This window comes from Microcystis wesenbergii NRERC-220 (assembly GCF_032027425.1).
In the GTDB taxonomy this organism is placed as follows: domain Bacteria; phylum Cyanobacteriota; class Cyanobacteriia; order Cyanobacteriales; family Microcystaceae; genus Microcystis; species Microcystis wesenbergii_A.
This window is the reverse complement of the sequence record NZ_JAVSJA010000001.1, coordinates 3,372,108-3,391,616: the sequence shown is the minus strand read 5'-3', so window position 1 is coordinate 3,391,616 and position 19,509 is coordinate 3,372,108. Positions and strand designations below refer to the sequence as shown.

Here is a 19,509-nt window from a genome sequence, read left to right as displayed (position 1 = left end):
AATTCCAGGATGCGTTTAACCACGCATCCTTTGCTCAATTTCGGGAAAAACTGGCAAAATTTTGTCACTATGATGGAGATGCGATGTTTCCCGATTGGCAGCAAAGACAAGGAGAAAATGGCAGAAAAGTAGTCAGTTGATCGGCAAAAGTGAATATAAAACCTTGCTAAAGTTCCTCATCACCAAACTAAATTTGATTGTCAAGTTGATATCAACCCCTTAGAAACCCTGACTTATCCGACTGGGATCACCTAAAAAAGCCCTTTCAGGAATCGATCCTTTAGTAGCTTCCGGGAGAATTTGCCAGTGTTGATCTAAAGCTTGTAACACCCGATCCTGCTGATTTCTGAATCCCTCGATATTGCCACTACCAGCATTCATAATTACAAACCAAACTTTACCCCTTTCTTGGGTGGGAATTTCTCCGGCTAAAGCGCTAACTTGGGCTAAAGTTCCAGTTTTAATCACCACTCCTTTAGGAATGGCCCGCCACTGCATAGTTCCTTTGGTATCGCGTCCCCCCACCGGAAATAAATCAGCTACTTTAATCGGTTGATTGGCTAACTTGCGATCCAAGGCCTTGAGAATCTCAATAACTGCCCGGGGAGACAAGCGATTTTCTACACCCAATCCCGAACCATTAATTAATTGAATTTCTTCCGCTCCTACCCCGGTAATTTTAGTATTAATTGCGTCCACTGCTGCCGGACCACCGAGCAGCTCCGCTAACATTTCTGACATGACGTTATTACTATAAATATTCATCTGACGCAACAGTTCCGTTAAAGTCAAGGACTGATGACGCAATAATAATCGGGCATTTTCGGGGCGAATTGGACTGGCTCGAACCATGCCCAAAATCTTCACCTGTGGGGCTTGTGTGCCGCTAGGAAGGCTCTGAAAAGCTTTTTGGGTTTCTTTTGACCATTTCGATTGATCAAGCCCAATTTTCAACAATTCTCCCGCTTTGAGGGGATCGGTTTGAAAATTCATGGCGAATTTACCCGTAATGATCAGATCGCCTTTGACCTGACGGATACCTAATTGATCGAGGCCATTGCCCACTGCGATCGCTTCTTCCCAGACAAAGAGAGGATCCCCTTCCCCTTCAATAATTAAATCTCCCTCTAACACCCCGTTTTTTAGCTCTCCCGTGCTGTAAAAACGAGTAGCAAAACGATGATCGAGAGGCCAGGTTTCCACGGCGGCGAGAGTAGTGGCGATTTTAGTTAAAGAAGCCCCCGAAGCGGGCAGATTACCCTGATGATCGGCTAAATCAGCCCATTCCGTCTCAATTAAGACCCGTTGTTGACTAGAGTTTAAACCTTTTTTCGTCAAGTCTTGCAGATAATCGGCCACGATCGCCGCCACCCGCGGATCAGGATCGGTGGGAAGGTCGAAAATAGGTTGATTTTGCCAAGAAATTAGGGGAATATTGGCGATCGGTTGGGATTGCCCCCCCAGCCAACCGAAGAGAAAGCCGAAAACTGCCAAATTAAAAACTGAGAACATCTTTTCCTTAATCGCAATGATGCCTTATTGTATAGAGATGATTGGTAATTTTTAACAATTGCTCGATCAGAAAACACTAATCCTCGATCGGCCAGCTTTTCTCAAGAGCTGCCGCTCAACTTATTAAAGATTTCTATCCCACTGACTCAATGGCAGAAACGGCATTAAATCGGGCAAGAATCGCGGTAGATGCGATGGGAGGTGACTACGCTCCCAACGAGATTATCGCGGGATCGATGCGAGCTTCCGAAGAATTAGATGTAGAAGTATTATTAGTCGGCGATTCTGAACGGATTGAGGCTTATTTCCAGCATCATCCCCGTCCCAAGAATCTCACCATCGTCCACGCAGAGGAAGTGGTGGCCATGGACGAAGAGCCGATCACCGCTATCCGTCGCAAACCAGCGGCCTCGATTAATGTGGCCATGGATTTAGTCAAACAAAATCGCGCCGATGCGGTGGTGTCCGCTGGTCACTCCGGAGCGGCCATGGCGGCAGCGTTACTGCGTTTAGGTCGTTTAAAAGGAATCGATCGCCCGGCGATCGGTGCGGTGCTGCCGACGATGTTGGCGGGTAAATCGGTGATTATTCTCGATGTCGGGGCGAATGTGGACTGTAAACCCAAATATTTAGAGCAGTTTGCCCTAATGGGGACAATTTACAGTAAATACGTTATGGGTGTTGAAGAACCGCAAGTCGGTTTACTCAATATTGGCGAAGAAGCCAGCAAAGGTAACGATCTCGCCCTAAAAACCTACGAATTATTAGAAAATAACCAGCAAATTCCCTTTATCGGCAATGCTGAAGGCCGGGATGTGCTATCGGGACAATTCGATGTGATCGTCTGCGATGGTTTTGTCGGTAATGTCCTGTTAAAATTTGCCGAAGCGGTGGGGGGAATTATCCTACAAATTCTCAAAGAGGAATTACCTAAGGGGATACAGGGTAAAGTCGGGACGGCTTTAATTAAACCCAATCTTAAACAGATCAAACAACGCATGGATCACGCAGAACACGGTGGTGCGCTGTTATTTGGAGTCGATGGGGTCTGTGTGATCAGTCACGGCAGTTCCCAAGCGCCTTCAATTTTTAACGCCATCCGACAGGCGAAAAATGCCGTCGATAATCGCGTTTCTGAGCGCATTCAAGCCTACAATGACCACCATCATCAATTAAAAAAGTTGTCGGTGAACAGTGAAGATTAGGCCGTGAGCCTTTTCAGTGATCAGTTATCAGTAATTAGTGAAAAGACAGTAGGAAACTGCTATTTAATACTTCTCACCTAATACTCAAATCTGGTCACTGATAACTGACCCACTGATAACTGACATCATCAATTAAAAAAGTTGTCGGTGAACTGTGAAGATTAAGCCGTCAGCCATCTTGAAGCGGTCAGGAGACAGGAGACGGGAGACGGGAGACTATTTTTATTTATTCTTCCCACTTCCCCACTTCCCACTTCCCACTTCCCACTTCCCACTGATAACTGATAACTGATCACTGATAACTGAAAAAGGGGGAATATTTTGAGCGGATTCGGGGCAGCAGTCGTCATTACCGGTTGTGGATCGGCCACACCAGGGCAATTTCTTAGTAATGAAGAACTCAGCCAAATTGTCGAGACTTCCGATGAGTGGATTAAAAGTCGTACAGGCATCGGTCAACGGCATTTAGCGGATCAATCGGTGTCTTTAAGCCAACTAGCGGCCCAAGCGGCGATTAAGGCTCTAGAAATGGCTCAGGTATCACCTAGGGACATCGATCTGATTCTCTTGGCTACTTCTACCCCCGATGATCTGTTCGGTAGCGCCGCCCAAGTTCAAAGTCAGATCGGGGCAAATCGGGCGATCTCTTTTGATCTCACCGCCGCCTGTTCGGGTTTTCTGGTGGCATTAGTCACCGCCACTCAGTTTATCCGTACTGGTACTTACCGCAATGTCTTGGTTATCGGGGCCGATGTTCTCTCCCGTTGGGTGGATTGGAACGATCGCGCTACCTGTGTCCTCTTCGGGGATGGGGCAGGGGCGGTGGTTTGTCAAGCAAATGATACAAAAGATAACATTCTCGGTTTTGAACTCCATAGCGACGGCAGCCAGAATGGTTCTCTTAATCTCGCCTATCAGGGGGAAGAATTACCCCTTAAGGAGGGGGTAAGGGTTCAAAAAGGGACCTATAAGCCCCTAACGATGAACGGACGGGAAGTCTATCGTTTTGCCGTGGCGAAAGTGCCAGAGGTCATCGAAAAAGCTCTCTATCGGGCTAATTTAACCACCAGTGATATCGATTGGCTAGTTTTGCACCAAGCTAATCAAAGAATTATGGACGCGGTGAGCGAGCGCCTGAAACTGCCTCCGGAAAAAGTGATCAGCAATCTCAGCGAGTATGGCAACACTTCCGCGGCATCGATTCCTCTAGCCCTCGATGAAGCTGTCAGGAGTGGTAAGGTCAAAAAAGGTGATATTATTGCTTCTTCCGGCTTTGGTGCCGGTTTAACTTGGGGTGGGATTATCTTCCGTTGGGGAGATTAATTCAGTAACCAGTAAACAGTAACCAGTAACCAGTAAACAGTAAACAGTAAACAGTAAACAGTAACCTAAAAACTCACATCTGATCAGTGATAACTGATAACTGATAACTGATAACTGATCACTGATAACTGATCACTGATAACTGATCACTGACCCAAACACATCTATCTATCTATTTTAAGAACTTATGCAAACAGCGTGGATATTCCCGGGACAAGGATCGCAAGCGTTAGGAATGATTGGAGATTTAGCGGAAAGCGCACTTGGCCAAGAGAGATTAGAAATAGCAGAAAGAATTCTTGGTTGGTCAGTCCTGGAAAAATGTCAAGGGGATGAAGAAACCCTATCTCGTACTCTTTATACCCAACCTTGTTTATTTGTGGTGGAGAGTATTTTAGCGGATTTGTTGCAAGAAAAAGGTCATTTTCCCGATCTAGTTGCCGGTCATAGTCTCGGTGAATATTCCGCTTTGTATGCGGCCAGGGTGTTTAATTTTGAGACAGGATTAAATCTAGTTCAAAACCGTTCCCGTTTGATGGATGCGGCCGAAGGTGGTAAAATGGCCGCCTTAATGAAATTTGATCGCACCAGTCTAGAGACAGTGATTAATCAGACGGAAAATGTAGTTATTGCTAATGATAATAGTGCCGAACAAGTGGTGATTTCTGGGACTCCTGAAGCGGTGGATTTGGTATTAGGTCAAGTGAAAGTTAAGCGCGTTATGCCGTTAAAAGTATCCGGCGCTTTTCACTCTCCTTTGATGGAAAATGCCGCTATTCAATTTCAGCAGATTTTAGAATTGGTTAATTTCCAAAAAGCGAAAGTTCCCGTGATTTCTAATGTCGATCCGAGCAATCCTACCCAGGACGGGGAACAATTAAAAAAATATCTAATCCAGCAGATGACTAGCTCGGTTCGCTGGCGAGAAATTATGTTAAGATTGCCGGATGTGGGTGTGGAAAAAGCGATCGAAGTGGGACCGGGTAAAGTTTTAACTGGTTTAATTAAACGAACTACTCCCGCAATTGAGTTAGAAAATATTAGTCAATTAGCCGATATATACAAAGGTAGCGACGATGTTAAATTGCAGGGTTCATTAATTGGTGTTGGTTAAATTATCTAGCAACATTTTCACTCAAAGGAGTAAATTGATGGATACCTAAGTAGTTAGGTGTTAAAAACTATCAGACACCCCCCTTATTAAGGGAAGGTAGGGTTGATTCATGAATCAACCCTACCTTGAATCAACCCTACTTATCAAGGGGGCATCGAACCCAAAATCTATCTTCAATTTAATTATAACCAGCTACCTAGCCAAAAATTTGGTTAGGTATTTTTTTAGGAAACTATCATAACTTCTACTGTTTCTCCTGCTTGTATAGTAGTTTTACCCTGGGGAATTATGGCTAAAGCATTAGTACCGGCTAAATTAATTAAATTAGCCGAATTGTGTTGTCCAGAAGCGAGTTGAAATTGATAAACTCCCTCGATAATTTCTATTTTTCCCCAGAGATAAACTTCTCTTTGTCCCTGAGATTTGAGAGTATCGCGGGTGACAACTCGCAGAAATTTGTTCTGATAATCTGTCAATCCCGATAATTTTTTAATTGCCATTTGCACGAAGCGCCAACAGGAAACTAAAGCAGAGACGGGATTACCGGGGATACCAAAGTAAACACAACCATTAGGAAAAGTGGCAACGGTTAAGGGTTTACCCGGTTGAATAGCAACGCTGCCAATCAGAATTTTTCCTCCTAATTCCCCTAAAATTCCCTCGATATAATCATAATCTCCTACAGAAACACCACCGGTGGAAAGGACGATAGCACTAGAATTAATTGCTTTTCTGATAGTTTCTCTGAGAAGTTCGGGACTATCTTTGATTATACCTAAAGGTCTGGGAATTGCCCCTAAACTGGCGACAAATGCGGTTAAAGCGTAGCGATTTGAGTCAATAATTTGACCTTTTTGGAGGGTTTCATCGGGATTAATTAATTCATCTCCCGTGGAGAAAATTGCCACTTTCGGACGGGAAAAAACTGTTAATTCGGTAGCTTGTGCCGTGGCTAAAACTGCTATTTCTGGAGAATTAAGGGCAATACCGGCTTTTAATAAGGTATTTCCTGCTTGATAGAATGTGCCACGTTGACGCACGAAAAGACCTATTTTTTCGGGAGGGATAAGAATCGCCACTCGCTCCCCTTTTTTGTTAGTATTTTCCTGCATGATAATCGTATCACTGCCGGCGGGTAACATCGCTCCTGTAAATATTCGGGCTGTTTCTCCTGGTTGAATAATTTTTTCGGGGGCTTTGCCGGCGGGAATTTCGGCGATAATCTTTAAAGTAACGGGATTTTCTGGGTTAGTGTCTTTGACATCTTCGTAGCGGACAGCATAGCCATCCATTGCGGAATTATCCCAGTAGGGAAAGTCTAAATCACTGCTGATATCTTCGGCTAAAATGCGCCCAAAAGCTGCCTCTAGAGAAACTTTTTCGGTTTCTTGTCGGGGTTGAATTTGAGTTAAAATTATAGATTCTGCTTCTTTGACTGAGTACATGGATTAAACAAACAAATGAACCGATTAGCTAGATTAAGGGTGGAAGATATACAAGCTTGGGTCGGGGAAGTGCATTTATCGGATAGGAAGGGTCAGACTCCCTATTATATACCGGTTTTGAACCAAGTTCATCCCGAGGTTTTCGCTCTCCAGATTCACTGTCTTGAGGGGGAGATTTTGTCTTGGGGAGATGAAACTGTAACTTTTCCTTTGATGAGTGTGATTAAACCTTTTTTGTTATTATATCTTTTAACCCATTTAGGGGAAGATGCTGTTTTTCGTCGCGTGGGAAAACAAGCTTCTAGTTATCCTTTTAATTCTTTAACTCAACTGCAAGAGGATCGCTGTTTTCCCCGTAATCCTATGATTAACAGTGGTGCGATCGCTTTAGCGGATTTATTAGCAGGAGAAACGCCAGAATCTCGCTGTGAAAATTTGCTTTTATGGTTAAATGAAATGGGTAATTGTCAATTATTTCTCGATGGCTCTGTGCTTGATTCTGTTCACTCCTATCCTAATGCACACAATCAAGCTTTAAGCTTAGAATTAGAAAAAAACGGTTATATCAGTCATCGTTATTTAGCCCTAGAAACCTACAATCGAATCTGTTGTTTATCTGGAAAAATTGCCGATCTTGCTAATTTAGGTAAGTTGATTTTAGCTGCTCCTTTTGGTGAAATTATTCTAGAAATTATGACTAATTGTGGACTCTATGAAGCTTCCCAACAATTCGCCCTTGATGTAGGTTTTCCCACTAAATCGGGAGTCAGTGGGGCCCTATTATCAATTGTACCGCAACAGGGAGCGATCGCTTGTTATAGTCCTCTGTTAAATGAGCAAGGTAATTCAATTTTAGGACTTAATTTGCTAACACATATAAGTCATTTTGTCAAGGAAATTTAATCTATGAAAATAAGCTTTAATTCTCAAAAAAACACCGATACTTTTTCTGATTTTTCTGGCCAAGTACCGTGAAAACTGGGAGGGATAAAGTTGATTTTGTCAAGGATTGTTAAGATGCGCTTACCCTGATAATTCCAGTGATCAATTGGCTATCCTGATCATCTCTGGTGATTTTACCGCAGCATAAATATCCCACATTGTCCGATAAGCTTTTTCTAAATTGCGGGTAAAACGAAGGGTATCAAATAACGGATAAGTAAGACGATTTTGGGCTAGTTTCTGTTTAATTTCGTGCAATTTATCAGGAGATTTTGCTAAATTAATCGCTAAATTTTTATACTCATCTAAATTCTTAGTAATTAATTCAGGTAGGCCAATAGCTGTCAGTAAACTAGCACCAACACGGGAAGGAAAAGTTGCACCAGGACAAGTTATAATCGGTAAACCTGCCCATAAAGCATCACTCCCAGTAGTATGAGCATTATAGTATAAAGTATCAAGAAATAAATCAGCTAGTTGATGTCGCGCCAAATGTTCCGGCTTAGGTTCGAGATGGGCAAAAATTAAGCGATCGCCCTCAATTCCTCGCGCTTGTGCTTCCCGACGTAGATTTGCTTCCGCTTCAGCTACTCTCGAAAATAACCATAACACACTACCTGGAACATTAGCCAAAATTTGCATCCATACAGTGAATATTTGCGGCTCAATTTTATAGGTGTGGTTGAAACAACAAAAGACAAAACCCGATTCAGGAAGACCATACTGGGAACGAGTAACAGGTTTAGATGATATAATTTGTTGATAATCATTAGCCTGATAACTATCCGGTAAAATTACTAATTTTTCAGTAAAATTATCAGCAGACTCTGGTGGTGTAACTATGGCATCACCAATAATATAGTCGATAAAATCTGCTCCCATTGTCCCCGGATAAACCAAATAATTAACTTGAATCGGTGCAGGTTTTAAAGCCAATATTTGCGTCCGCGCTTTATCAATATATCCCATCAAATCCACTAAAATATGCACCCCATCATGAAAAATACGTTGTGCAGATTCCGTAATTGATAAAGTAGCAATATCATAAAAGCGATCGCAATCATTGGCAATGCGACGACGATACTCACTACCATCATCAGGACCATAGGAATAGGCAATTATTTCAAAGTTAGCGCGATCATGTAAACCAAAGACACTTTGCATCAAATGACTGGTGGGATGATTACGAAAATCATGGCATAAATAACCTATTTTTAATCGTCCAGATCGGGTGCGGGAATGGTTAAAGTTGAGGGGTTTAGTCCCTAAGGCTAATTGTCTTTTAACCTCTTGAGCATAGTTACAAGCTACTTTTAACTGTTGACTAGCAGACCAAGGTTTATATAAGGTATCAAAGGGAGTTACTGCGGTAGATTTTCCCTCTTGTAACTGGTTTTCGGTTAATTGCCAAAGTTGGATTAAATCAGCTTCTCTTGTCTCCCAATTACAAGTCATTTCCTTCATAGAAAATAAGCAAGCAAAAGCCTCTGGGGAATTAGGTTGAATAGCTAAAGCTTGCTTAAATACGCTCATAGCCGTTTCTACTTTGTCCTGTCTTCCTAAAGCTAAAGCCAAACTATTATAAGCTTTAATGTATTTAGGATTAAGCTTAATTGCTGTTTGAAAATAAGCGATCGCTTCTTCAGTCTTTCCCTGTAGTTGTAACACATTGCCTAAATTAAAGTGTGCCTCTGGATAATTAGGTTTTTTCCTGATTGCTTCTTGAAAATTGACCACAGCATCCCCTAACTTATCCTGCATTTGTAAGACTAAACCTAAATTATTATCAGCAAAAGCATAGTTTTGATTGCCACAAATAGCGTGGTTAAAGCAAATAATCGCCTCGTCTAAATCTCCCTTGCTAACTGCTATTATTCCTAAATTATTGTGGCTTTCTGCATAATTAGGATTAATCAATAAAGCTTGCTTATAAGCCAAAATAGCTTGATCAATTTGTCCTAAACTATCCATGATCACCCCCAACTGATGCCAAGCAGCTGCATATTGGGGATATTGATTAATTAATTGTTGATAGAGAGCGATCGCTTCTTCAAGCTTAAGCTGTTTTTGCAAGGTGTATGCTTGCTGATAAAGGGTATCTGCTGGCGAAGTATCAGGCTGATTATTTGCTATATTTACCCCAACTAAAGGAGAAATAGGATCAAGAGTAATAATTTTACTGATGTCATCATTTTGGAATCCTAAAGCTTGGGGACGTTTAACTCCTTCTAAGATTTGTATATCATAAAGTTCAGTCACTTCACCTTCTAAGCGTATCCAGTGAACAACTTCACCTGTTTTCAAGTCAATAATTAGCAGACCACAGCGAGGATCTGCTTCTTTAGCCATTAAATTATCATCTAAGATTAACCCCGAAAAAGTCTTATCTACCCCACGATTTTTAGATAATCCAACAATGGCATAATTTCTGACAAATGCTAAACCGCGCAGAAAACCAGGACAAAAAGTAACAGGCTCAAAAATGCCTTTGTCTTGATCAATATAACCAAAGTAACCCGTACCCGCATTTAATAACCATAACTTACCCTGATAAAATCGGGGAGAATGAGGCATAGATAAACCAGTAGCAATTACTTCATTAGACTGAATATCAATGACACAACCGCCAGTTTGTCTTCTGTCTCTCCACCCATCCACCACATCTGATTGACTACAAGCGGTGACATAACGCGCCTTCCCATCTACCAAAGCTAAACCATTGAGATGACAACGATCTTCATTGACTAAAGCGGAAATAAACGATGGTTTCCATAGGGGAATACAACTATGGCGATCGCTGACTGTCGCCAGACAATTTAACATCGTACTGATAAATACAATTCTTTCAGAGAGATTTTCTATTGCCAAATCGTGAATATCTAAATCCCCAGTAGTATAACTAATGCGGGGGATATAAAGTTTATCGTAACCATCATAAAGCTGTGGGGATGATAACACATTATCTAGTTGCCAGATTTGATAGCGAGAACTAAGATAAATCCTTTCTGGGGTAGTATATAAACCCATGGCGCGGTCAAATATCCGCTCAAATCCCGACATCCCCCTGTGGGGGTTAACTCCTAAAAACATCAGTCGAGAACTTTGATAGGTAGTAAAAGCCAGACTAATCTGCTGAGACTCTAACCAATCAATGAAGTTACGGGAAGCAATTATCTCTACGGGGATAGATTGATTAGTATTGGGAGTTGATTGATTCATCGGTTGTCTAGTCCAAATCTAAAGCAAATTTTATTTTTACATAAGTAGGTAGGCGTTAAAAATTATCAGATGCCCCCCTTATTAAGGGGGGATTAAGGGGGGACTAAGGGGGGATCGGCACCCCCCTTATCAAGGGGGGCAGGGGGGATCGAACCTAAAATCCATTTTTAATTTAATTATAACCAGCTACTTATCGTAGGGTGTGTTAGCGATAGCATAACGCACCAATTTAATGATAGAGGTGGTGCGTTACGGCGGCTTGTTAATTTTGGTTTTTTGACCGAATTGATGGCCGCAAATACGCACCCTACACCTAAATTAGGTGTGTCAGTCCACTACGATTTATGTTTTTGTTTGAGCGCGATCGTTTATAATCAAAATATCATTATTTTGGGTTTGCTGAATAAGTACGGGCGAAGCATTCGGATAGAAAATCTACCTTTTCACCGATAGGTTATTGTCCGAATGCTTCGCCCCTACAGGACGCGGGCCGATGAAGACGCAAGGTTTTGAACGACGATTCTCTCAAAATCTTGCACCTGTTTCGCTCGTAAAGCCCCAAAACCTTTACTTTGCCTACATTTCAAATTTATTCAGCAAACCCTATTTTGGAGTAAAAGAAAAATGCGTAAACAGACCATTCAATATACATCATCTTTAGATGCTTTGATTGCTGTTGCCAAGCGACTTAGCGTTTATGAGAACCAACATAAAATGGATTCCGAAGATTTTTATAACCAATACAATCAGGGAACATTATCAGATGATATAATATTTATAGAATGGGCAAACGATTATCGTCATTACCTTGCTTTGCGTCAAGAATTAGAACAAATATTAAATCATGCTGCTTAAACTTTTATCTGATTACCTCAATCAAGTAGAGCAAGCAATTGTGCAGCCAGTAGGGTGTGTTAGCGATAGCGTAACGCACCAATTTAATGATAGAGGTGGTGCGTTACGGCGGCTTGTTAATTTTGGTTTTTTGACGGAATTGATAGCCGACTAACGCACCCTACACCTTAGACACTTAGATAAAGAAATTACTCACTGGAATGTTCCCTAAAGCAGGTAAAGTACCAGTAAATCCGGTGATATTTATTAATAAATCATTGCTGGATTGGAAGCCAGCCGTGCTATCATTAATAATCAGGTAAGTTCCAGCTATTGCACCAGTTGTTACCTGCACTAAGGCGGCACTATTAACCCCTAATCCTTGATTACCTGTAATCGCTCCATTAGCATCAGTAAATACTTGATTGACTAAATTCTGTAAAGTGGTGACAGTGCTATTAGCAGCTCGACTGAAACTACTAGGCGCACTCATGGGAAGTCCACCTTGAGTTAATAAGTCAATTTTATCACTATTGATGGCAAAATCTGTGATACGATCGCTTGTTGATATGGTAGATTGGCCAAATTGGAAGACGAAGGTATCTGCACCTAAACCACCGGTTAAAGTATCAATTCCCGCACCTCCATTGATTTGATTAATGCCACTATTTCCGGTGATATTATTGTTACCAGCGTTACCTGTACCATTAATATTATTACTGCCAATTAGTCTGAGGTTTTCGACATTGTTGGGTAAGGTGCGAGTGAGACTGGTTTGCCAAGTATCAGTAATGATAACTTCTCCTATTCCTCCTTCGGGGTTAATGGTAGCATTAACCGGATTTGACAGGGTTACTGTAAAGGCTTCATCAGGTTCATTGAGGTTATCATTGAGGATGGGAATGCTAATAGTAGCGGTGGCAGTATTAGCAGCAATGGTGAGGGTTCCTGTCTGGCTAGTGTAATCTACATTGGCGGTAGCATTAATGGGTGCAGTGGTATAGTTGAAGGTAATTGGTTGCGGATTGGGATTATCAACTGTGACGGTGAGGATGGCATTATTATCTTTACCTTCCACTACGGTGATGTCATTGATGGAGAGTTGAGAGGTGACAGTGGTATCATCATTGGTAATTGTCCCAGTAACTGCGGTGGTCGTACCTACTGTATAACCTGTCCCCGCAGCAAGGGTTAAAATGACAGTTTCATCACTTTCTACTGTAGTATCAGCAGTGGGGTCAACTGTTACAGTCGCAGTCGCTGAATTAGCAGCAAAGGTGACTGTATTGTTAGTCCCTGTACGAGTGTAGTCGGTATTGAGAGTAGCTGTCCCTCCGAGGGTGTAATTGACAGTCAAGGCGTTAGTTGTTACACCAGTACGGGTGAAAGTATAAACCAGATTATTTGTCCCGTCTTCGGTAACACTTCCAGGAGAGACCGCAAGAGTAACATTGGTATCATCATTATTAATCGTCCCCGTCACTGCGGTTGGTGTACCTATTGTATAACCAGTCCCGGTCGCGAGAGTTAAGACGACCGTTTCATCACTTTCAACAGTTGTGTCAGCAGTTGGGTCAACTGTTACAGTCGCCGTCGTAGCATTAGCTGCGAAAGTCACTGTCCCAGTTGTACTGGTGAAACTGGCTGCACCGGTTTGGGTGTAATCTGTGTTAAAAGTAGCTGTCCCCCCAACTGTATAGTTAGCGGTTAAGGCGCTAGTTGTTACACCAGTACGAGTGAAGGTATAAATCAGATTTGTTGTCCCGTTTTCGGTGACGCTTGCGGGAGAAACTGCTAGGGTGACACTGGTATCGTCATTGGTAATTGTTCCCGTGGCTGCGTTAGGAGTACCTATTGTATAACCTGTCCCGGAAGCGAGGGTTAAAGCGACGGTTTCATTGCTTTCTACTGTAGTATCAGCAGTCGGGTCAACGATTACGGTAGCAGTAGTAGCATTAGCTGCGAAGGTGACAGTATTGTTAGTCCCGCTGCGAGTGTAGTCGGTATTAAGAGTAGCTGTCCCTCCGAGGGTGTAATTGACTGTTAAAGCGTTAGCTATTACTCCGCTACGGGTGAAGGTATAAACCAGATTACTTGTCCCATCTTCGGTGACACTTGCAGGAGAAACAGCAAGGGTGACACTGGTATCGTCATTCGTAATTGTCCCCGTAACTGCGGTAGTCGTACCTATCGTATAATCAGTCCCCGCAGTGAGAGTTAAAGCGACGGTTTCATCCGCTTCAACAGTAGTATCAGCAGTCGGGTCAACTGTTACAGTCGCAGTTGTAAAATTAGCCTCGAAGGTGACACTGGTAGGAAGCAAAGTGTAATCGGTTCCGTTGGTTGCTGTCCCACCAATACTATAGTTAACCGTTAAAGCATTACTTGTTACTCCGGTACGAGTGAAGATGTAGATGAGATTACTTGTCCCGTCTTCAGTAACACTACTAGGAGCAACCGCAAGAGTCACACTGGTATCGTCATTGAGAATTGTTCCCTGTCCCTGATTATCGGCTAAGGTGACGTTACGACCATTGGTTTGTAAATTACTCAGATTAACGAAGAAAGTCTCGTTACTTTCAACTTGGTTATCGCCATTAACAGCAACAGTAATCGTCTTAGAAGTCTCACCAGCATTGAAGATTAAGGGAGTAGCAGCAATCCCTATATAATCATTATCTGTTGTCGTAGCGGTTCCATTGGCTGTGGCGTAATTAACCGTTACTGCTGTATCAACTGCATTAGAAAGAGTGACAGTAAATACTGCATTAGTTGTCCCACTATTTCCTTCTGTTACTGTGACATCAGTAATCGCAATAGATGCACTGTCATCATCAGTAATCGTTCCCTGTCCCTGATTATCGGCTAAGGTAACGTTACTGCCATTGGTTTGTAAATTACTGAGATTGAGGAAAAATGTCTCATTGAGTTCAACTTGGTTATCGCCATTGACTGGAACTGTAATCGTTTTAGAAGTTTCTCCCGGATTGAAGGTTAAGGTGGTGGGAGGAATAGCAGTGTAATCGGTTCCGGCGGTGGCTGTACCGTTAGCGGTGGCATAATCGACGCTAACAACCGTACTGGCGGCACTAGAAAGGCTCACGGTAAAGACTGCATTGGTTGTCCCGCTATTGCCTTCGGTAACGGTAACATCGTTGATGGAAAGAGAAATTGCGGGTTGAGAAACATCGGTAATGGTGACGGTAGCGGTGGGGTCGGCATTGAGGAGGACTGAGACGTTGTTGCCGTAACTGTTCGCCGTAGCCAAATCGGATTTGCCGTCGCCGTTGAAGTTCCCTACCGTCACGGAAGTGGGATAACTCCCCACGGTAAAGTTAGTGGCAGTACCGAAACTGCCCGTGCCAGTTCCTAATAACACTGAGACGTTGCCACCGTTCAAGTTCGCCGTTGCCAAATCGGATTTGCCGTCGCCGTTGAAGTCTCCTACCGTCACGGAAGTGGGACGACTCCCCACGGAAAAGTTAGTGGCGGGTCCAAAACTGCCCGTGCCGGTTCCTAATAGTACCGATACGCTGTTGCCCAAATAGTTCGCCGTTGCCAAATCGGATTTGCCGTCGCCGTTGAAGTCCCCTATTGTTACGGAACCGGGAGTAATCCCCACGGAAAAGTTAGTGGCGGTGCCAAAACTGCCCGTGCCGGTTCCTAATAACACTGAGACGTAGCTGCTGTTAGCGTTCGCCACAGCCAAATCGGATTTGCCGTCGCCGTTGAAGTCCCCTACTGTCACGGAACGGGGAAAACTCCCCACGGAAAAGTTAGTGGCGGTGCCGAAACTGCCTGTACCGGTTCCGAATAACACCGATACGTTGTTGCTGTACAAGTTCGCCGTTGCCAAATCGGATTTGCCGTCGCCGTTGAAGTCCCCTACCGTCACGGAAAAGGGACTAATCCCCACGGAAAAGTTGGTGGCAGGTCCAAAACTGCCCGTACCGGTTCCTAATAGCACCGATACGTTGTTGCCGCCACGGTTCGCCGTTGCCAAGTCAGATTTGCCGTCGCCGTTGAAGTCCCCTACCGTCACGGAAAAGGGACGACTCCCCACGGAAAAGTCAGTGGCGGTGCCAAAACTGCCTGTACCGGTTCCTAATAGCACTGAGACGGTGCTGCTGAAATCGTTCGCCACAGCCAAATCGGATTTGCCGTCGCCGTTGAAGTCCCCTACTGTCACGGACTGGGGACTAATCCCCGCAGCAAAGTTAGTGGCAGGGTTAAAGCTGGTGCTGGAGTTGGCACCAAGGATGTAGTCTCCCCCCGATGTCAGGTTGACTTTGACGGTTTCGTTGGGGTCATTTACCGCATCCGCTACAGCGACAACGTTGAGGGTGGCGGTGGTGGCTCCGGCGGCGATGGTGAAGGTGTTGGCGGTTACTGCGGTGGTATTTGTGCCAGCAGTGAGGGAATAGTCGGCGAGAATGGTGGCGGTACTGCCGGTGGTGTTGAAGTTGACTACTATCCCACCCGTGGGCGCGGGGGTGTCTAGGCTGATGATAAAGGTGCCGACGGTTCCCCCTTCTACGGGGTTGGTGCCGGAGGCGATGGTGATTTTGGGGCGCTCATCATCATTGGTAATCGTTCCCTGACCTTGATTATCAGCTAGGGTGACATTACTGCCATTGGCTTGTAAATTGCTGAGATTGAGGAAAAATGTCTCATTGAGTTCAACTTGGTTATCGCCATTAACTGCAACTGTAATCGTTTTAGAAGTTTCTCCCGGATTGAAGGTTAAGGTGGTGGTAGGAATAGCAGTGTAATCGGTTCCGGCGGTGGCTGTACCGTTAGCGGTGGCGTAGTTGACGCTAACAACCGTACTAGCAGCACTAGAAAGGCTCACGGTAAAGACCGCGTTAGTGGTGCCGCTATTGCCTTCGGTAAGGGTTACATCGTTGATAGTAAGAGAAATTGCGGGTTGAGAAACATCGGTAATGGTGACGGTAGCGGTGGGGTCAGCATTGAGGAGGATTGATACGTTGCCGCTGTTAATGTTCGCCGTAGCCAAATCCAATTTGCCGTCGCCGTTGAAGTCCCCTACCGTCAAGGAACGGGAACCAAACCCCACGGAAAAGTTGGTAGCGGGTCCAAAACTGCCCGTGCCGGTTCCTAATAGCACTGAGACGTTGTTGCCGAAATAGTTCGCCACAGCCAAGTCGGATTTGCCGTCGCCGTTGAAGTCTCCTACCGTCACGGAATTGGGACGATTCCCCACGGAAAAGTTGGTAGCGGGTCCAAAACTGCCCGTGCCGGTTCCTAATAACACTGAGACGTTGTTGCCGAAATAGTTCGCCACAGCCAAGTCGGATTTGCCGTCGCCGTTGAAGTCTCCTACCGTCACGGAATTGGGACCATTCCCCACGGAAAAGTTGGTAGCGGGTCCAAAACTGCCCGTGCCGGTTCCTAATAACACTGATACGTTGTAGCCGTTCCGGTTCGCCGTAGCCAAATCGGATTTGCCGTCGCCGTTGAAGTCTCCTACCGTCACGGAATCGGGACTAAACCCCACGGAAAAGTTAGTGGGCGTGCCAAAACTACCCGTGCCGGTTCCTAACAGCACCGAGACGTTGTCGCTGTAACGGTTCGCCACAGCCAAATCGGATTTGCCGTCGCCGTTGAAGTCTCCTACCGTCACGGAAAAGGGACGACTCCCCGCGGAAAAGTTAGTGGGGGTGCCAAAACTGCCCGTGCCGGTTCCTAATAGCACTGAGACGTTGTTGCTGTTCCAGTTCGTCATAGCCAAATCGGATTTGCCGTCGCCGTTGAAGTCTCCTACCGTCACGGAACGGGGACTACTGCCCACAGTAAAGTTAGTGGCAGCACCAAAACTGCCTGTGCCGGTTCCTAATAGCACCGATACGTTGTTAAAGTTAGGGTTCGCTACAGCCAAATCGGATTTGCCGTCGCTGTTGAAGTCCCCTACCGTCACGAAATCGGGAATCCCCAGGTAAAAGTTAGTAGCAGGATTAAAGCTGGTGCTGGAGTTGGCACCGAGGATGTAGTCTCCCCCCGATGTCAGGTTGACTTTGACGGTTTCGTTGGGGTCACTTACCGCATCGGATACGGCGACCACGTTGAGGGTGGCGGTGGTGGCTCCGGCGGCGATGGTGAAGGTGTTGGCGGTTACTGCGGTGATATTTGTGCCAGCAGTGAGGGAATAGTCGGCGGGAATGGTGGCGGTACTGCCAGTGGTGTTGAAGTTGACTACTATCCCACCCGTAGGCGCGGGGGTGTCTAGGCTGATGATGAAGGTGCCGACGGTTCCCCCTTCTACGGGGTTGGTGCCGGAGGCGATGGTGATTTTGGGGGTGGTATTGAGGATGACTGAGACGTTGTTGCTGTTAGAGGTTGCCGTTGCCAAGTCAGATTTGCCGTCGCCGTTGAAGTCCCCTACCGTCACGGAACGGGGAAAACTCCCCACAGTAAAGTCAGTGGCGGTGCCGAAACTGCCCGTACCGGTTCCTAATAGCACTGATACGCTGTTGCCAAAATAGTTCCCCGTTGCCAAATCGGATTTGCCGTCGCTGTTGAAGTCTCCTACCGTCACGGACAAGGGATAACTCCCCACAGTAAAGTTAGTGGCGGTGCCGAAACTGCCCGTACCGGTTCCTAATAGCACTGATACGTTGCCGCTGTTAAAGTTCGCCGTTGCCAAATCGGATTTGCCGTCGCCGTTGAAGTCCCCTACCGTCACGGAAGTGGGACTAATCCCCACGAAAAAGTTGGTGGCGGGTCCAAAACTGCCCGTGCCGGTTCCTAATAGCACCGAGACGTTGTTGCTGTAAAAGTTCGCCACAGCCAAATCGGATTTGCCGTCGCTGTTGAAGTCCCCTACCCTCACGGAAAGGGGACCAGCCCCCACAGCAAAGTTAGTGACGATGCCAAAGCTACCTGTACCTGTACCTAAGAGAATTGAGACGGTGTTGCTGCCATAGTTCGCCACAGCCAAATCGGATTTGCCGTCGCCGTTGAAGTCCCCTACCGTCACGGAACGGGGAACACTCCCCACAATAAAGTTAGTGGCAGTACCGAAACTGCCCGTACCGGTTCCTAATAGCACTGAGACGGTGCCGTTGAAATTGTTCGCCACAGCCAAATCGGATTTGCCGTCGCCGTTGAAGTCCCCTACTGTCACGGAAAAGGGTTCATTCCCCACAGTAAAGTTAGTGGGCGTGCCAAAACTGCCCGTGCCGGTTCCTAATAGCACCGAGACGTTTTGGCTGATGCGGTTCGCCACAGCCAAATCGGATTTGCCGTCGCCGTTGAAGTCCCCTACTGTCACTGAATAGGCAGAACTCCCCACAGTAAAGTTAGTAGGGGTACTAAAGGCCATTTCCACACTAATCGCTTGCCCATCAACCGTAATAGTCGCCGCGTCATTTTCCTCTCGTATCGCCGCGATTTGCTCCTCTGTCAGCACTTCTCCCCGCACCAACGCCGAAAATAACTGCCCCTCATCCCCCGGCGTATCGCTGCTGTTGATTTGCGCGTCGATAAAATGCCCAATTTCTTCTAATAACACCGCGCTGAGGGTGGTAGCGTCCCCCGAATCAATCAGCGCTTGAGAAATATAAATCCTATTGGTACTGCTGGAATATGCGCCGAAAATCCCTGAATTGCCAAGGTTTTTAACTGTAATAGGGGGAAGTTGACTAAAATCTCGACTTTGCCACTGCTGTCGTAATTGCGTCGCTTTAACCACATCATAGTTTGTGCCAAAAGCAGTTTCTAAATTTGCCCAAAAACCATCAGATTGAGCGAAATCGAACAAAATATCGTAAACAGCAGGAAGAAGCGGCAACAGGGTAGAATTCATGACATTGAACGCAGAGGATGACTGGTGCTATTTTATGCAAAAAATCCCCAATCTTTCAAGGGTGCTATGACAAAAATTAACATTTATACA

General features: G+C 45.1%; 10 protein-coding genes. 6 read left to right on the top strand and 4 right to left on the bottom strand.

Annotated elements, in window-relative coordinates:
- The first annotated feature begins 9 nt into the window (after positions 1 to 9).
- Entirely contained in the window at positions 10 to 132 is a 123-nt protein-coding gene (locus tag RAM70_RS16525; protein WP_274518324.1) for a hypothetical protein, read from the top strand.
- A gap of 87 nt (positions 133 to 219) precedes the next feature.
- Here the strand turns inward: RAM70_RS16525 and RAM70_RS16520 are convergent, their stop codons facing one another.
- A complete protein-coding gene (locus RAM70_RS16520; protein ID WP_045357711.1) occupies positions 220 to 1,512 on the bottom strand; it encodes a D-alanyl-D-alanine carboxypeptidase in 1,293 nt (430 codons plus the stop codon).
- Between the two features lie 149 nt (positions 1,513 to 1,661).
- Here RAM70_RS16520 and plsX point away from each other — a divergent pair, with 149 nt between their 5' ends.
- The 3 genes from plsX to fabD all read left to right on the top strand — a co-directional run bounded on the left by plsX (position 1,662) and on the right by fabD (position 5,154).
- Positions 1,662 to 2,717: a phosphate acyltransferase PlsX gene (plsX, locus tag RAM70_RS16515; RefSeq protein ID WP_312674675.1), complete on the top strand. Its 1,056-nt coding sequence runs from the start codon at positions 1,662 to 1,664 to the stop codon at positions 2,715 to 2,717.
- A gap of 321 nt (positions 2,718 to 3,038) precedes the next feature.
- On the top strand, positions 3,039 to 4,040 hold the full coding sequence (locus tag RAM70_RS16510; RefSeq protein ID WP_312674674.1) for a beta-ketoacyl-ACP synthase 3: 1,002 nt from the start codon (positions 3,039 to 3,041) through the stop codon (positions 4,038 to 4,040).
- 187 nt (positions 4,041 to 4,227) lie between these two features.
- Entirely contained in the window at positions 4,228 to 5,154 is a 927-nt protein-coding gene (fabD, locus tag RAM70_RS16505) for an ACP S-malonyltransferase (RefSeq protein ID WP_045357707.1), read from the top strand.
- 224 nt (positions 5,155 to 5,378) lie between these two features.
- Here the strand turns inward: fabD and RAM70_RS16500 are convergent, their stop codons facing one another.
- The gene (locus RAM70_RS16500) at positions 5,379 to 6,599 is read right to left on the bottom strand and encodes a molybdopterin molybdotransferase MoeA (protein WP_312674673.1); all 1,221 of its coding nucleotides are present in this window, start codon (positions 6,597 to 6,599) and stop codon (positions 5,379 to 5,381) included.
- 15 nt (positions 6,600 to 6,614) lie between these two features.
- On the opposite strand from RAM70_RS16500, the gene RAM70_RS16495 reads away from it, so the two are divergent.
- Positions 6,615 to 7,502, top strand: a complete 888-nt coding sequence (locus RAM70_RS16495) for a glutaminase (protein WP_312674672.1) — start codon at positions 6,615 to 6,617, stop codon at positions 7,500 to 7,502.
- Positions 7,503 to 7,643: 141 nt separating this feature from the next.
- Here RAM70_RS16495 and RAM70_RS16490 read toward each other — a convergent pair whose 3' ends face one another.
- Positions 7,644 to 10,760 carry a TIGR03032 family protein gene (locus tag RAM70_RS16490; RefSeq protein ID WP_312674670.1) on the bottom strand — a complete coding sequence of 1,039 codons (3,117 nt, stop codon included), beginning with the start codon at positions 10,758 to 10,760 and terminating at the stop codon, positions 7,644 to 7,646.
- Between the two features lie 624 nt (positions 10,761 to 11,384).
- On the opposite strand from RAM70_RS16490, the gene tumA reads away from it, so the two are divergent.
- Positions 11,385 to 11,615 (top strand): antitoxin TumA, encoded by a 231-nt coding sequence (tumA, locus tag RAM70_RS16485; RefSeq protein ID WP_002771674.1) that lies wholly within the window; start codon positions 11,385 to 11,387, stop codon positions 11,613 to 11,615.
- Between the two features lie 175 nt (positions 11,616 to 11,790).
- Here the strand turns inward: tumA and RAM70_RS16480 are convergent, their stop codons facing one another.
- Positions 11,791 to 19,419, bottom strand: coding sequence for an FG-GAP-like repeat-containing protein (locus RAM70_RS16480; RefSeq protein ID WP_312674668.1), 7,629 nt, complete (start codon positions 19,417 to 19,419; stop codon positions 11,791 to 11,793).
- Positions 19,420 to 19,509: the final 90 nt, after the last annotated feature.

Coding starts and splice junctions, on each gene's coding strand:
- RAM70_RS16525 (WP_274518324.1), top strand. CDS start 10: ATGCGTTTAACCACGCATCCTTTGCTCAATTTCGGGAAAAACTGGCAA.
- RAM70_RS16520 (WP_045357711.1), bottom strand. CDS start 1,512: ATGTTCTCAGTTTTTAATTTGGCAGTTTTCGGCTTTCTCTTCGGTTGG.
- plsX (WP_312674675.1), top strand. CDS start 1,662: ATGGCAGAAACGGCATTAAATCGGGCAAGAATCGCGGTAGATGCGATG.
- fabD (WP_045357707.1), top strand. CDS start 4,228: ATGCAAACAGCGTGGATATTCCCGGGACAAGGATCGCAAGCGTTAGGA.
- RAM70_RS16500 (WP_312674673.1), bottom strand. CDS start 6,599: ATGTACTCAGTCAAAGAAGCAGAATCTATAATTTTAACTCAAATTCAA.
- RAM70_RS16495 (WP_312674672.1), top strand. CDS start 6,615: ATGAACCGATTAGCTAGATTAAGGGTGGAAGATATACAAGCTTGGGTC.
- RAM70_RS16490 (WP_312674670.1), bottom strand. CDS start 10,760: ATGAATCAATCAACTCCCAATACTAATCAATCTATCCCCGTAGAGATA.
- tumA (WP_002771674.1), top strand. CDS start 11,385: ATGCGTAAACAGACCATTCAATATACATCATCTTTAGATGCTTTGATT.
- RAM70_RS16480 (WP_312674668.1), bottom strand. CDS start 19,419: ATGAATTCTACCCTGTTGCCGCTTCTTCCTGCTGTTTACGATATTTTG.